The sequence below is a fragment of the Veillonella tobetsuensis genome (genome assembly GCF_002959935.1).
Lineage (GTDB): Bacteria > Bacillota > Negativicutes > Veillonellales > Veillonellaceae > Veillonella > Veillonella tobetsuensis.
Genome location: NZ_PPDF01000002.1, coordinates 1 through 14,815, shown reverse-complemented (window position 1 = coordinate 14,815; position 14,815 = coordinate 1). Strand labels below are relative to the sequence as shown.

Sequence of the window (14,815 nt, the reverse complement as noted above, 5' to 3'; positions counted from 1 at the left end):
AAACGAGGTGTGCTATGAAGGACGCATGGGGCCGTACAATTGAATATGTACGTCTGTCTTTGACAGATGCGTGTAACTTTTGCTGCCCTTATTGCAGACCGGCAGAGATTACGCCACAAAGCCAAACACAGCTATTATCTGTAGATGAATGGATGGCCGTATTAGGTGCTTTTCATCATGTGGGGGTGAAGGCCGTACGCCTTACAGGTGGTGAGCCTTTGCTATACCCTTATCTTGAAGAGTTATTAGCTCGCATTAAGAAAACAGGCTGGTTTGAAGACCTTTCTATGACCACAAATGGCAGTTTGCTTGCACAGCGTGCGGCAAAACTAAAAGAGCTAGGTTTAAACCGTGTAAATATCAGTCTTGATTCTTTAGATAGCGATGCATTTGCTCTTTGTGTAGGCAAAGCCAATCAACTGGATTCTGTACTCAAAGGTATTCATAGTGCTATTGATGCAGGCTTTACCTCTGTTAAAATCAATACTGTTCTATCGCGTCACTGGACTGATGATGAAGTTCGTTCTTTGTTGCAATACGTGGAGACTTGGCCTGTCATATGGCGCTTTATTGAATATATGCCATTTCAAGGCGATGCATTTCATGGACCAACCTTTGATGAATGGAAGGCTCAATTAGAACGCGTAAGTGGTGGGATACTTACAGAAAATCACTCTGTATATGGTTTTGGACCTGCAACGTATTATAATTTACCGAGTGGAAAGGAAATTGGATGTATATTCTCCATGTCCCATAGTTATTGTGATACTTGTAATCGTGTTCGCCTTACCTCGGATGGTCAAATGCGTCTATGTCTCTTGCGTGATGATGAATCTGATTTAGTATCTCTTGTACGTAGAGGCCTAAGTGAAACCGAACTTGCCAGTTATATTGAATGGGCTTTACAGCGTAAACAAGAACGTCATGATGGAATTGCTATGGATCAACCAGAGCGACCAATGTGGCGTATCGGAGGGTAGCATGGGATTTTTTGATTTTCTAAAACCAAGAAATAAAGAATATGTTGAATCCTGTTGGCCTGGGGGCAAGATGCTACAGGTTCATATGGATTACGACACACAAAAACAGCTATTTACTTATGTGGGGCGTTATGGTTTACAATTTAGTATAGCTAAAGCAGATTTGACGGAGATTATTGTAAAAGCAGTAAGCCGTACCCATAGTGTAATTCAGTTTTATAAAGGTGATGAATGTGTAGGGACTACTGATATTACTCCTACAGAGGCTTGTGAAACGATAAAGGATTGGATGCAACAATTCTAGTGTATATATTTTATAGGAATGTAATAAATATTCTTTACATTCCTATAAAATAGGCATATAATAAGTCGTGTCATGGACCACTAGCTCAGCTGGCAGAGCACCTGACTCTTAATCAGGGTGTCCAGGGTTCGAACCCCTGGTGGTCCACCAAAATAAACCCGCACTGTTGTGCGGGTTTTTCTTATTGTCTGTCCAAGAAAATGGGTGCAAATCAATGTGTATTATTTTGAAAGCTTCTTTTGCTTTTCTTTTTTTATTTGTTGGATACTTTTAGTCGGTGTAGCTAAATCTTCTGGCATAGTACCGCCTAATTCTTTAATGGTTTGCCGCACTTTTGCCCCAACGTCATGGTGAACCTTATTAGCTTGTGGTTTTCCTTTTATTCCCTCACGGCGTAATTTTTCATCAGTTTGTGTAGCGCGGAATAGATTAGCAGCAAGTTCAGTACTTCCCATATAATCTAAAATCTTCTGAGATTTTTTTAAACCTTTTCTAGCATGAATTTGTTTTACTCCTAAACCGCCATATAAACCTTTATATCCTTCATTTTGAAAAATAGCATAATCTCTTGGTTCTTTTATTCCTGCTTGGTTAGCGGCTTCAGCTAAAGAAATATTATGCTCTTTAATATCTTGTCGGATTTGCAAGCGTAAGCTATCTTCTTTTTGCAATTCTAATTGCTCTTGCTTGTGAGTTTTTACCGCAAAATAAGTTTGAGCTAATGCGATTACCTCTTTACGCGGATTACCATTCATAGCGATTAAGTAACAAGCGTATCTAGAGAGTACTATATCTTGTATACTACGTTGTAAGTTAGCCCCAACATCTACCAATTTGTTGACGTCAACAAATTCGGATTGAACCACATGACCACTGGCTTCACAAGCATTTTTTGCCTTTTCAATAATTTTATAAAAATTCCGCCATTCGGAGTATTCAAGTATCCCTTGTAAATCCCTAGCATACCAATACTCATTACCTTCGTCATCAAGTTGTTTTATCGAATCAAAAGGCGATGTATACGAACCTGTACTAGTATCTTCCTCAAGAAAAAAGAAAAACATATAAGTTTCACCTCCTATTATGATATGTGTCCATTTCTCTGTATACATACTATTTACCTAAGTCGATAGTTTTTTATTAAAAGAATCTTGCTGTTAAACATGTTAGAGCGTGTAACGGTATTGTAAAGCGGTGTAAGTATGGACATAATAAAATAGCTAACAAGTTTAGCAAATACATTAACGCTACTGGTACTAGCACTAGCAATTTTAAACTTGTTAGCAAAGACTAAAAAGCAGGCGGGTGAAAGCCCAGCCACCTTCTCGACATCATTGTAAATCAACGAGGTGAATTATGCAATATTTAGAATGGCTGATTAATATAGCGACTATTATTGTTTTAATATTAGTAATCGGATGTTTTGTTAGAAGATTATGAAATTGAAATTTGGACTAGATGATATTATGACTACACAAGAGGCTGCAGAGGACAGTGTTAGAAATAACATTGATATTGATTTATCTCGAGTAAATCATGACCAGAAAACAATGGTTATGGTCAAGACAGATTAACTATGACACATGAATTAGGACATCTATTATTACATCGCGTAGAGACGATTACTTTGGCGAGAGAAGATGGTGACATACCACCATATAAGGATCCTGAGTGGCAAGCGAATGCATTTGCAGGTGAATTACTAGGACTATATGAATATATTAAGGACATGAGCATAATAGACATAGCAAGTCATTATGGAATCACAGAAAAAGCAGCATCAATACAAAGAAGAAATCCTCTAATTAATGTTAGAGGTATTAAGTTAGTGATGTATATATGCTGACTATATGTATTCATTAACTTGATATGGGGACTTCTACATTTAGAGATGTGGAAGTCCTCTTTTAGTTAAAAAGATTTATTTGATTTATGTCAGATAAAATATATAGTATAGTTAAGGCAGACATAAGGAAGGAGGTGATGCCATTGAAGAAGTTAAGGAAGATAACAAAAAAAGTGGCTACCAATAATAACCGCGTTTATCCAACTTGCAATCGCAATAATACAGTTATTAAATCAGTAACCACAGGGGCTCGTAAGAGCCCCAATCTTCCTAACTATTATAACAATGGCGAGCATATGATTTCAAGATTAACTTTAATAATTAGTATTATTGCCTTTGTGTTATCCGTTTATAATCTATTAGTAATATTAGGAGTTCTATAATGAAATTAGATGATGTAATGACCACACAAGAGGCGGCAGAACGCTGGAATGTTACTGCTGATTCTCTTAAACAAAACTGTAGGGGTCGTGTAAAGAATGGATTTTTAGAAGGAGAATTTAGAAAATCAGGGAAAATGTGGCTTGTCACTAGACAAGGTATGGAACGTCTATATGGTAAAGAAATAAAGTCTTTATAAATGTATTCTGATAAATATTGCATAGACAATAAATTAGTAATCACTTATGATTGGTATATAATACTATTTCTCATTAGGAGGTTTCAAATGGCAGTAGATGTAGCTAGAATACAAGATGTATATAAAGATGCTGGTCAAAGTGTCAATTTCACAACATTATTATTAAATCGTAAAGATCGCGATGCAGAATTAGAAGTTATTCAAGATATGGCTGATCGTATTCAAGCCATTAAACGTTCTGTTAGTATTCGTGCTAATGGCGAAGGCTTGGGTATCGCTTTTGGCTTTAGCCGTAAAGCATGGGATTATTTATTCCCTAATGCGCCTGTACCAAAAGAGTTAGAAGACTTCCAAGGTATTAAAGGTGATAAACAAGACGTGCCAGCTGTAGCGGCTGATTTGTTCTTACATGTACGTTCCAATAATGAATCTGTTACATATACTGTAGTGGATCAAATCATGGAATTCTTGCGTCCTATTACATCTGTAGTTGATGAAACTCATGGTTTCCATTATGAACAAGGTCGTGCTATTATCGATTTCGTTGATGGTACGGAAAATCCTGTAGGCCAAGAAGCAGTAGAGTGGGGCGTTATCGGTGATGAAGACCCTGAATTCACTAATGGTTCTTATGCATTTGCACAAAAATATGAACACGACCTTGATGCTTGGCGAGCACTTCCTACAGAAATGCAAGAAAAATTCATTGGCCGTCGTAAATTCAGCGATATTGAATTAGAAGATGATGAAAAAGATCCAGCAGCTCACAATGTAGTAGCTCAAGATAATCGCGATGACGAAGAACATAAAATCGTTCGTATGAATGTAGCATTTGCACAACCTGGCCAAGGTGTGCGTGGCACATATTTCATTGGTTATGCTCGTTACTGGGATGTAACGAAAACAATGCTTACGAATATGTTCACACAAAACGATAAATTGCTCGATTACTCTAAACCTATTACAGGTATGTTGTTCTTTATTCCATCCCTTGATACATTGGATGCTATTGCAGAAGGCGAATTATAATCGTTGTAATTTTACGATATAATTAATGATAAAATAATATGCAATAAAATCTATAGAAAGCACCCCGTTTGGGGTGCTTTTATGCTATAATTAAAGAATATTATGATTCCATAGAATTTAGTTTGTAGAGGTTGCCCATGAATTATACAAGTACACGTGGCACTGTTGCCGTAAATGAAACATATGCGTTATTACATGGTTTGGCAGAAGATGGCGGTTTATATGTGCCTGCCTTGTTTCCAACGAATTGTTTAAAGTATGACGACATCAAAGATAAAACGTATCAAGAGGTGGCGGCTGTTGTATTGGCGAAATTATTCCCTTGCTTCTCTGAAGCCCATTTAAAGGAAATGATTAATTCTGCGTACAGTGATGCTAACTTTAGTACTCGCGATATTGCGCCTTTACATTCTTTGCTTGAAAAGGTATCCGTATTGGAATTGTTCCACGGTCGCACACAAGCCTTTAAAGATATGGCACTTTCACTATTCCCATATTTGTTGGTAGCAGCAAAGGAAGCGGAAGGTGAAACCAAAGAGGTTCTTATTTTAACTGCTACATCTGGCGATACAGGGAAGGCTGCTCTTGAAGGTTTTAAAGATGTACCGGGTACACATATTCAGGTATTCTATCCAACCGATGGCGTGAGCCCTATGCAAGCAGAACAAATGCAAAAACAAGAAGGTGCTAATGTTAACGTAACTGCTATTCATGGCAATTTCGATGATGCGCAACAATTCTTAAAACGTTTATTCGTCGATGCCAATACAGCTAAAGAAGTAGCCGAAAAAGGTGTTATGTTCTCCAGTGCGAACTCCATCAACATTGGTCGTTTGGCGCCTCAAGTGGTGTATTATGTGAATGCCTATGCTGAACTCGTTGCACAAGGTGCTATCCATGAAGATGAAGCATTTAATGTAGTGGTTCCAACAGGTAATTTTGGTAACATTTTGGCTGCTTATTATGCTAAAAAGATGGGGATTCCTATCGGTAAATTAATCTGTGCATCCAATCAAAATAATGTACTTACGGATTTCTTTAAAACGGGCACATATGATATGAATCGCCCATTCTATACGACGATTTCTCCATCCATGGATATTTTAGAATCCTCTAACTTTGAACGTTTCTTGTACTATATCTCTGGTGAAAATAGTGAAAGAACCGCTCAATGGATGAAGGATTTGAAATCCACAGGTAAATTGTCTGTTAATGAAGACGAATTTAAACGAGTACAAGCTAATTTCAGTGGTGCTTATGTAAATGATGACGAAACAAAGGCTATTATTGAGCAAGTATATAACTCCTATGGCTATTTGATGGATCCTCATACAGCTGTTGCGATGGGCGCGTATATGAAAGAGTTAGAAGCACATCCAGAGGATGGTGCTCGTCATACTATCATCGCATCTACAGCTCATCCGTTCAAATTCCCAACACCAATTTGTGAAGCTCTTGATATCAAGATTGGGGCTACTCCTTATGAAAGCTTAGAAAATATCTCTGCTGTTACAGGTGTAGGATTCCCTAAACAACTAGCTGATTTACAAGCTAAACCATTGCGTTTTACTAAAGCTATCGATAAAGAAAATATGAAACAAGAAATTTTGGATTTTGTCGATACATTCTCTAACTAATACGATACCGCTCTTCTTCGGAAGGGCGGTATGTCTATATCTATAATCTGTACACATTTATACTGAAGGTTGTATAAAAGATTGTGGCTTGATTGAGTGATGAGAACTATTTTTGGGGAATAGTTCGAGGAGGAGTTATGGCTAAAAAAGGCCTTATATACGCTTTATTGTCTGCGCTTTTATTCAGTACGATGAATGTATTTGTTAAGCTATTGGGGACAAGTATACCGGCTGGTGAAATTGCTTTTGCTCGGGGGCTTTTTGGAACCGTAGCAGTACTTATTATCATGTATATGAAGGGAATTCATTTTTCTAAAGAAGATAGAGGATTGCTTGTTATGCGGGGCCTATATGGCGGCTTTGGTATGGTCTGCAATTTCATTGCCTTAGTACATTTGAAGTTATCTGATGCAACGATTTTATTTCAAATGACAGGAATATTTGTCTTTATTTTTAGTGCTTTGTTTTTAAAAGAGTCGTTGCCAAAAGGTGCGGGAAAATGGCTTGCACTGATTTTTGCTGCCGTTATGATAATGGTAAACCCATTTACCTATGAATCCTTCTCGTGGTATGCATTGGTTGCTATCTTGGGCGCTGCACTGGCTGCAGCGGCCTATACAACTATACGAACCATTAGTAAACGTGGAAAACATAGTAACTTTGAAATCATGGCATATTTCATGATTACTAGTATGTTTGCAGGACTTGTAGCCACTGATGAATTTGTAATGCCTCAAGGCTCAGATTGGTTTATTATCGTTATTATAGGTGGCATTTCTGTAGTGGCACAATTCTTCTTGACTGGTGCCTTTGTTACAACAAATGCAGTTGTGGCACAGTTCTTGCAATATGTGGGCGTATTTATTAGCTCCTTCTATGGATTCTTATTCTTTGGTGAAAGTTTAGCTCTCGTTACAGTAATCGCAGGTATTGTAATGTTCATATCTTCCGTTATGCTTAGTCGTCTTAAAGAGGAACAAGGACTCTTTAAAGGTGGCAAGATAATAGAGGAAAAAACAAAATAAATGTCGTATACTATATAATAGTAGTATTGGCGCATACAAAGGTGTGACCATCAATAAGTGATATCGTTGAATGGTGGCACCTTTTTTGTATATTGTAGGAGTGTGATAGACATGTTTATGGAATGGATTCAAATTGAAAATTATCGGAACCTCGTGGATGTAGAATTACACTTTCACAATGATATCAACTATTTTGTAGGCGAGAATGCAGTAGGGAAATCTAATTTTCTAGACCTTTTAGAACAGATGATGAACGTTAGAGGTTTTCAAGAAAGTGATTTTGCGGACGTCAATAAACCAATTCGTATTGAGTGTAAATTATCGTTTTCCGAATTGACTACGTCCTTTCAAGATATTATAGGACCGGAGGCTGCTATTTATTTGCGCCTTGAGCAAGTGGTACAAGAGGTATATCCTCGACTCTATAAAATCGATGGAGAACAGTTGAGCCCCGTTCCTTTGTCCATGTTGCGACACGCTTTATACATGTGCCATCGAGATACATCGGAGGCTGAATTATATTCCATTCCTACTTCGGTATACATGGAATTAGGAAAGCAACTTGTTTCGTATTTGCCACAAAGCGGATTGACCGGAGATGAGACAGTTGTTCTAGATCGACTTATTAATGTGAAAAAAGGGCTGGATCCAGAATGTGTTCTTAATATTCAGCGCCTTGTGGAGCTATTAACATCATCTACAGAGGCTACCTTGATTCGCAAGTACTCTATAGATAATGTGCGCCTCATCATGGCGGTGGCACTGAAAATTTTAGCTCAAATATATATGAAGGTGCATAGTGCCTCTACTAACTTAGAATCATTGCTCGTATATGATAGTGAGGGACGTCGATATTTACCAGTCTTCATCAGCGTTGATGAGCCTGAACTTCATTTGAGCCCTTATTTGCAACGGGCTGTGCTCAGTTATTATCGCCAAATTGCAACCAATGAAAACCCTGAGTTTTTAGCACTGATTAAGCAGCTGTTCCAAATTGATGGATTGTTAGGGCAATTATTCGTTGTTACGCATAGTACAGATGCTTTAGTAGATGATTATCGTCATATCATTCGTATGTATCGTAATGAGGAGGGGCTAGTTCGTACAGCTTGTGGCGTGACCTTTAAATTTGCGCGCGAAGTGGAAAAGCATTTGATTATGCATTTCCCAGAGGCTAAGGAAGCACTTTATGCGCGTTGTATCATTTTAGTGGAAGGGGAAACCGAATACGGTAGCTTTGCAGGAATGGCAAAGAAATTAAATGTCGATTTCGATTATTTTGGCATTTGTCTGATCAATGCCCGTGGCGAATCCTCCATTAGCAAGCTCCATAAACTATTTAAAAGCTTTTCCATTCCCACAGTTGCGCTCTATGACCGTGATGTTATGGATAAGCATAGCAAAACGCATGCCAATGTGTTTTACACGAATGAAATCTGTTTTGAAATGGATGTAGTATCTCATCTAATTCACCATCACCATCGTAATGTTTTGGATATGATTGTCCAAGACATTATCGATACAGGTCGTGGTATGGTAACAAAGGATATGGCTCGTCGTGGTTTTTCTAAATTAGGTGTCGATGATCGTCAAGCTATACAGCGATGTTTAAAAAATATCAAAGCAAAGGATATAGAAACTTTATTATTATATTATTTTTCCTGGTTCTATAGTAATAAAGGTGTCATTGTAGGGCGTAGAATTGCTCATTATATTCCTGAGCATATGATTCCACCAGCATTTATTGCCGTTATTGAAAGAGCCAAGGTTTTATCGCTTGAGTCCTCTATTATCAAAATAGGACGATAAGCATATCAAAAACTTTCAATGAACTATATCGAAAAATATTGACATGGATGAAGTTTTCTTTTATGATTAATGAGGTTAATTTTTCCGGACGATTTAAGTGTGAGTAGGAGTTAAACATGAAGGAATTTATTAAAGAGTTTAAAGAGTTCGCTTTTAAAGGGAACATGATGGACCTCGCTGTAGGTATGATTATTGGTGCAGCTTTCACGGCATTAGTGAATTCTGTAGTTAGCAATTTGTTCATGCCATTAATCAGTGTGTTCACTGGTGGTATTGATTTCAGCAATCTATACATTCCATTAAGTGAAGCATCTAAAGAGGCATTTGTAAATGGTGCTGATATTGCAACAGCTCGCGCTGCCGGTGCTGTATTGCCTTACGGTACTTTCATTACTGATCTAATTCAATTCTTAATCTTAGCATTTGTTGTATTCTTGATGATTCGTGCGTTGACGAAGTTGATGCAAAGTGCTAAAAAAGAAGCTGAAGAAGCACCAGCGACTACAAAAGAATGTCCATTCTGTAAAACAGACATTAATATTGATGCAGTTAAATGTCCAAACTGTACTTCTGATTTGAAATAATCACATACTATGAAAGAGCTCTAAAGGCATATTGCTTTGGAGCTCTTTTTTGTCTTTTGGGTCTAATTTTTGGTAAAATTCTGATTATAGGATACAATATAGATACATAAATTTTTCGTTAACATATGTGTGCTATTAAAGCATTAGGAATATATTTGATAGAAGGGATGGAATGATTATGGAACGTAAACCTTTAGTGGTAGTACCGGGCTTGGTTCGTCGCGATGTAATCGCTTATTTACAAGAATACGTTGATGTACGTCAATGGACAGAAAAAACTAAAATGCCTAGAGAGGTTTTAAAAGAATGGTTGCGTGAAGCCGATGGCTTGTGGTCTATTAATTCCATATCAGTTGATGCTGATCTTGTGAAAGACGCTCCCAATTTAAAGGTAATTGCACAAGCATCTGTAGGTTATGATAATGTAAAAATTGATGACCTTACGGCCGCTGGTATCCCTTATGGTAATACGCCAGGGGTGCTAAACGAAACTGTGGCAGAATTGGCTTTCACCCTCATTGCAGCGGCTAGTCGTCGTATCATAGAAAATGCAGCCTTTGTAAAAAATGGTCGTTGGGCTGAACGCCCGTCGAATATTAAGGGCTTTGATTTAAGCCGCCGTACGCTTGGCATTATTGGTATGGGCGCTATAGGTGTTTCCATTTCTCGTCGTGCGCGTGCCTTTGGCATGACTGTTGTCTATCATAATCGTCATCAACGCAATGATGATCAATTGTATAGAACGACGTATATGGAATTAGATGAACTGCTCGCTACCAGTGATGTTGTATGTATTATGGCGCCATTAACAGATGAAACGTATCATATGTGTGATGCAGAGTTCTTCAAAAAAATGAAAAAGACCGCATTATTTGTCAATGTGGGTCGTGGTGCCATAGTTGATACAGATGCTCTTATTGATGCACTTAAAAATGGTGAAATTGATTATGCCGCTCTTGATGTAACTGATCCAGAACCATTGCCTGCAGATCATCCATTGTTGGAAATTGATAATTGCTTAATTGTACCGCATATTGGGTCTTATACAGACCGTACACGTTATGATATGTCTATGTTAACAGCGAATAATCTCATTGCTGGTGTTAATAAGAAACCTCTAACAACATGTGTTAATGAACAAATCAATTATAAAAAGCCTGAAATGGATGTGGAATCCGCCTTGGCAGAACTTAAAAAAGCAGGTGTTGATGTAACTGATTTCGACTAAACTTTGATAAGACCTTAAAAAATGTGCGGTCCTATGTAAAATATGGTAAAATAGAAGAATATTTATCGTATGGAGGTTGTAACGTTGGAACATAAAGATACTGAACAAACTGTAGCTCCTGAAGAAGTTGTATCCATTAACTTTATCGAAGCTGAAATAAATAAAGATAATGAAGAGGGCGTATATGGTGGCCGTGTACATACGCGATTCCCACCAGAACCAAATGGGTATTTACATATCGGTCATGCTAAGTCTATTTGCCTTAACTTTGGGTTAGGCGAAGAATACAAGGGGTTAACAAATTTACGCTTTGATGACACAAACCCTGAAAAGGAAGATGTGGAATATGTAAATTCCATTAAGGAAGACGTGGAATGGCTTGGATTCCATTGGGATGGCGACGTACGCTATGCATCTGATTATTTTGGCAAAATGTATGATTATGCCAAAAAGCTTATCACTTTGGGTAAGGCTTACGTAGATGATCAAACAGCAGAAGAAATCCGTCAAACGCGTGGCGATTTCTCTACACCTGGTACGAATAGCCCATATCGCGATCGCTCTGTAGAAGAAAATTTAAAACTCTTTGAAGAAATGAAAGAAGGTAAATACAAGGATGGCGAAAAGGTATTACGCGCTAAAATTGATATGGCGGATCCTAATATCGTCATGCGCGATCCAGTTCTTTACCGTATTGTAAATGCAGAACACCATAATACAGGTAGTGAGTGGAAAATCTATCCTATGTACGATTTTGCTCATCCCATTGAGGATGCTATTGAGCGTATTACGCACTCTATTTGTACATTAGAGTTTGAAGTACACCGTCCGTTATATGACTGGGTATTAGAGGATTGGGAAGACACTGAAAAACCTCGCCAAATCGAGTTCGCTCGTTTAAATGTAACAAAAATGGTTATGTCTAAACGCAAATTACGTGCTCTTGTAGAGGCTGGCCTCGTATCCGGTTGGGATGATCCTCGTATGCCTACCATTTCTGGCTTGCGTCGTCGTGGCTATACACCAGAAGCCATCCGTGATTTCTGCAACCGCATTGGCGTAGCTAAGGCGGATAGCACTGTAGATATTGCATTGCTCGAGTTCTGTATTCGTGAAGATTTGAAACTCAAAGCAACGCGTCCTATGGTTGTTATTGACCCTGTGAAGGTTGTTATTACAAACTATCCAGAAGGTCAAACTGAACTTTGTACAGTTGAAAACAATCCAGAAAATGAAGAATTGGGTAACCGTGAAGTTGTATTCGGTCGTGAAATCTACATCGAACGCAATGACTTTATGGAGGAACCAGTTAAGAAATTCTTCCGCTTGGCTCCGGGGAAAGAAGTACGCTTAAAAGGCGCTTATTTCATTACTTGCCAATCTGTTGTAAAGGATGAAAACGGTACCATTACCGAAATCCATTGTACCTATGACCCTAAAACGAAGAGCGGCAGTGGTTGCACACGTAAGGTAAAGGGTACATTGCATTGGGTTGAAGCTTCTACGGCTGTAGATATTGAAACTCGTTTATATGACTACTTGCTTAAAGAAGAATCCGATGGTAAAGACTTCTTAGGTGATTTTAATCATGAATCGTTACAAGTTATGCATAGTAAAGGTGAAGCGAGCCTTGCTAATACTGTTCCTGGCGATAGATTCCAATTCTTGCGCCAAGGTTATTTTGTGACTGATAAAGATAGTACTGCCGATCATATTGTGGTAAACCGTATCGTAGGTTTACGTGATACATGGGCAAAACAACAAAAGAAATAGTTGTGATGTATACCGCCCCTATAAGGGGCGGTTTTATTTAGGAGAATCGTATGAAATCAATGATAGCTTTAGCTCTCGCTGGTGTTGTAGCGATGAGCACGCCCGTAATTGTTGAGGCCGCTAATATTAATGCTAGTAAATATACTGCTGCATATGGCACTTATAATGGCGTGAAATTAAATGACGGCGTTACCATCTATGATAATGCTCCCAAAGCATTATTTGCAGGTGCTGGTAAAACAGATGTAAAAACGGCTCTTATGCAAGCTGGTATTAGCCGCGCAGATGTATATACACTTAATATTAAAAACAATAATGAAATGAATTATGCTGTTTTCGCCAACACTATGGTGAGTGAAAACCATAATCTTGTCAGTACCAAACATGTGAGTACAGATGCTAGCGATGTAGGTAATTTTGTTGCTTCTATCAATAGTGGTAAGGCTACAGAATTAGGCCAATACCAGGTGGTGACACCACTAACTAAACATAATAAGGTATATGTAGGTGTATTGAAATATACAAGTAAAGATAATAATAATTCTTATAATGAGATTCTTCATGTTGCTGTTACTGAAACTAAAAACACCGGATTGAATGCACGCTTTATCGCTATTGATGAAGAAAGTGATGCCAAGGTATTCCCTCGTGTTAGCCATTTACTTAGCATCAAATAATAAATAATTATTGAAATAAATTATCAATTATCTTGACAATATTTCTCATCAAGAGTACTATGTGTATATAGGAATTAATCTCAATAACTTGAGAGATTTCTGTGTAGATATGCAACAGGCAGGTACGACTATGATGGATTCAATTGACAATATCATTGGATTTCATTGTGCACCGGCAATTCGAGGTATTAAGATCTCGAATTTGGTTTCTATTCCACGGGACATGAATGAACAAATCCAATTCGTTTTGACTGAATATAATAAAGAGTTTAATGAAAAAGGTTTATTCTTCTTTGAATTATGTCGCTGTAAGGCGCGTAGACTATTATTGGTGTTCCGTGAGACACAATTACGAGACTATGTACGGCAACCTGCGGTAATGAAATTTTTGAAAGCTTACGGTTATCAAGATACGATGAGTATTATGGAAATGCTCGAGCATTTGCGATACCGTATGGAAGCAAGCGTTGATTTCCCTCATGAAATCGGTGTGTTCCTTGGATATCCGCTAAAAGATGTGAAATCTTTCATTTCTCGTCGTGGCAATGGTTATTCCATGTGCGGCGAATGGAAGGTTTACCACGATGTAGTAGATGCACAACGCTCTTTCTTATGTTACAAAGCATGTCGTAAATTTTGTCAAACTCAATTGATGTTGGGAAAAAAATTTAGTTCATTGGTCGCAAGAACGGCCTAGGAGGTACAAGATGATTGGTGTAATTTTTTGGTCCGGTACAGGCAATACAGAAAAAATGGCTTATGAAGTAGCTGAAGGTATCAAAGCTGCAGGTCAAGAAGTAGAAGTTAAATCCGTATCTGAAGTATCTGTTGATGATGCAGCAGCTTACGAAAAATTAGCTCTTGGTTGTGCTGACATGGGTGCAGAAGAATTAGAAGACGGCGAATTCGAACCATTCTACGCAGAATTAGAATCTAAATTAGGCGGCAAAAAATTGGCTATCTTTGGCTCTTATGGTTGGGGTGGTACTTGGTTAGAAGACTGGGGCACTCGCATTAAAGACGCTGGTGGCGAACTCGTTGCTGATGGCTTGGCTATTTTAGGTGAACCTGATGATGATGGCATTGCACAATGCCAAGAATTAGGTAAAACATTAGCTAACGCATAATCAATCCTAATATAATATATGAGGCTGTAGTAATGACATATCATTGCTACAGCCTTTTTGGCTCTCTGTCAAATGTTGGGGTGTTCACCCTACGAGCCTTCTTTGGCACCAATCATATGTATGGTTGGTGCCATTCTTTTTGCTCAAAAGTAGAATACGTACTCTAAATCTACCAAAGTGGCGAAGTCCATAGCTTATTCGTTTTAATACCTTAAT

16 protein-coding genes, 1 tRNA gene and 1 pseudogene are annotated in these 14,815 nt (G+C 38.1%); 16 read left to right on the top strand and 2 right to left on the bottom strand.

The features are described 5' to 3' along the window. Positions 1-14 precede the first annotated feature (14 nt). The 3 genes from moaA to VTHSUH11_RS00705 all read left to right on the top strand — a co-directional run bounded on the left by moaA (position 15) and on the right by VTHSUH11_RS00705 (position 1,434). Complete coding sequence (moaA, locus tag VTHSUH11_RS00715; RefSeq protein ID WP_105092278.1) at positions 15-980, top strand: GTP 3',8-cyclase MoaA; 966 nt, start codon at positions 15-17, stop codon at positions 978-980. 1 nt (position 981) lies between these two features. Continuing rightward, positions 982-1,284, top strand: a complete 303-nt coding sequence (locus VTHSUH11_RS00710; protein WP_059363550.1) for a hypothetical protein — start codon at positions 982-984, stop codon at positions 1,282-1,284. A 74-nt stretch (positions 1,285-1,358) separates the two neighbouring features. Continuing rightward, positions 1,359-1,434: transfer RNA gene (locus VTHSUH11_RS00705), tRNA-Lys, on the top strand. Between the two features lie 71 nt (positions 1,435-1,505). Here VTHSUH11_RS00705 and dinD read toward each other — a convergent pair. Beyond that, positions 1,506-2,348 (bottom strand): DNA damage-inducible protein D, encoded by an 843-nt coding sequence (dinD, locus tag VTHSUH11_RS00700; RefSeq protein ID WP_105092277.1) that lies wholly within the window; start codon positions 2,346-2,348, stop codon positions 1,506-1,508. Between the two features lie 378 nt (positions 2,349-2,726). On the opposite strand from dinD, the gene VTHSUH11_RS09640 reads away from it, so the two are divergent. The 13 genes from VTHSUH11_RS09640 (at position 2,727) to VTHSUH11_RS00635 (ending at position 14,599) form a co-directional block, all read left to right on the top strand. Beyond that, positions 2,727-2,858 carry a hypothetical protein gene (locus VTHSUH11_RS09640; RefSeq protein WP_256359134.1) on the top strand — a complete coding sequence of 44 codons (132 nt, stop codon included), beginning with the start codon at positions 2,727-2,729 and terminating at the stop codon, positions 2,856-2,858. A 2-nt stretch (positions 2,859-2,860) separates the two neighbouring features. Continuing rightward, entirely contained in the window at positions 2,861-3,130 is a 270-nt protein-coding gene (locus VTHSUH11_RS00695) for an ImmA/IrrE family metallo-endopeptidase (RefSeq protein ID WP_223209342.1), read from the top strand. Positions 3,131-3,512: 382 nt separating this feature from the next. Continuing rightward, on the top strand, positions 3,513-3,710 hold the full coding sequence (locus VTHSUH11_RS00685; protein WP_005382541.1) for a helix-turn-helix domain-containing protein: 198 nt from the start codon (positions 3,513-3,515) through the stop codon (positions 3,708-3,710). 87 nt (positions 3,711-3,797) lie between these two features. Beyond that, entirely contained in the window at positions 3,798-4,739 is a 942-nt protein-coding gene (locus VTHSUH11_RS00680) for a Dyp-type peroxidase (protein WP_105092276.1), read from the top strand. Positions 4,740-4,876: 137 nt separating this feature from the next. Further along, positions 4,877-6,376, top strand: a complete 1,500-nt coding sequence (thrC, locus tag VTHSUH11_RS00675) for a threonine synthase (protein WP_105092275.1) — start codon at positions 4,877-4,879, stop codon at positions 6,374-6,376. A gap of 137 nt (positions 6,377-6,513) precedes the next feature. Beyond that, entirely contained in the window at positions 6,514-7,401 is an 888-nt protein-coding gene (locus VTHSUH11_RS00670; RefSeq protein ID WP_059363540.1) for a DMT family transporter, read from the top strand. A gap of 111 nt (positions 7,402-7,512) precedes the next feature. Next, a complete protein-coding gene (locus tag VTHSUH11_RS00665) occupies positions 7,513-9,210 on the top strand; it encodes an ATP-dependent nuclease (protein WP_105092274.1) in 1,698 nt (565 codons plus the stop codon). Positions 9,211-9,326: 116 nt separating this feature from the next. Beyond that, positions 9,327-9,794, top strand: coding sequence for a large conductance mechanosensitive channel protein MscL (gene mscL / locus VTHSUH11_RS00660; protein WP_059363536.1), 468 nt, complete (start codon positions 9,327-9,329; stop codon positions 9,792-9,794). A 178-nt stretch (positions 9,795-9,972) separates the two neighbouring features. Next, positions 9,973-11,022 (top strand): 2-hydroxyacid dehydrogenase, encoded by a 1,050-nt coding sequence (locus VTHSUH11_RS00655; RefSeq protein ID WP_105092294.1) that lies wholly within the window; start codon positions 9,973-9,975, stop codon positions 11,020-11,022. An 84-nt stretch (positions 11,023-11,106) separates the two neighbouring features. Next, a complete protein-coding gene (locus tag VTHSUH11_RS00650) occupies positions 11,107-12,795 on the top strand; it encodes a glutamine--tRNA ligase/YqeY domain fusion protein (RefSeq protein ID WP_105092293.1) in 1,689 nt (562 codons plus the stop codon). 50 nt (positions 12,796-12,845) lie between these two features. Further along, the gene (locus VTHSUH11_RS00645) at positions 12,846-13,472 is read left to right on the top strand and encodes a hypothetical protein (RefSeq protein WP_105092273.1); all 627 of its coding nucleotides are present in this window, start codon (positions 12,846-12,848) and stop codon (positions 13,470-13,472) included. 109 nt (positions 13,473-13,581) lie between these two features. Beyond that, positions 13,582-14,169 carry a DUF3793 family protein gene (locus tag VTHSUH11_RS00640; protein ID WP_105092292.1) on the top strand — a complete coding sequence of 196 codons (588 nt, stop codon included), beginning with the start codon at positions 13,582-13,584 and terminating at the stop codon, positions 14,167-14,169. Positions 14,170-14,179: 10 nt separating this feature from the next. Beyond that, entirely contained in the window at positions 14,180-14,599 is a 420-nt protein-coding gene (locus VTHSUH11_RS00635) for a flavodoxin (protein ID WP_059363529.1), read from the top strand. Between the two features lie 84 nt (positions 14,600-14,683). Here the strand turns inward: VTHSUH11_RS00635 and VTHSUH11_RS09665 are convergent. Beyond that, positions 14,684-14,815: pseudogene (locus VTHSUH11_RS09665) on the bottom strand (ISL3 family transposase); the annotation flags it as partial.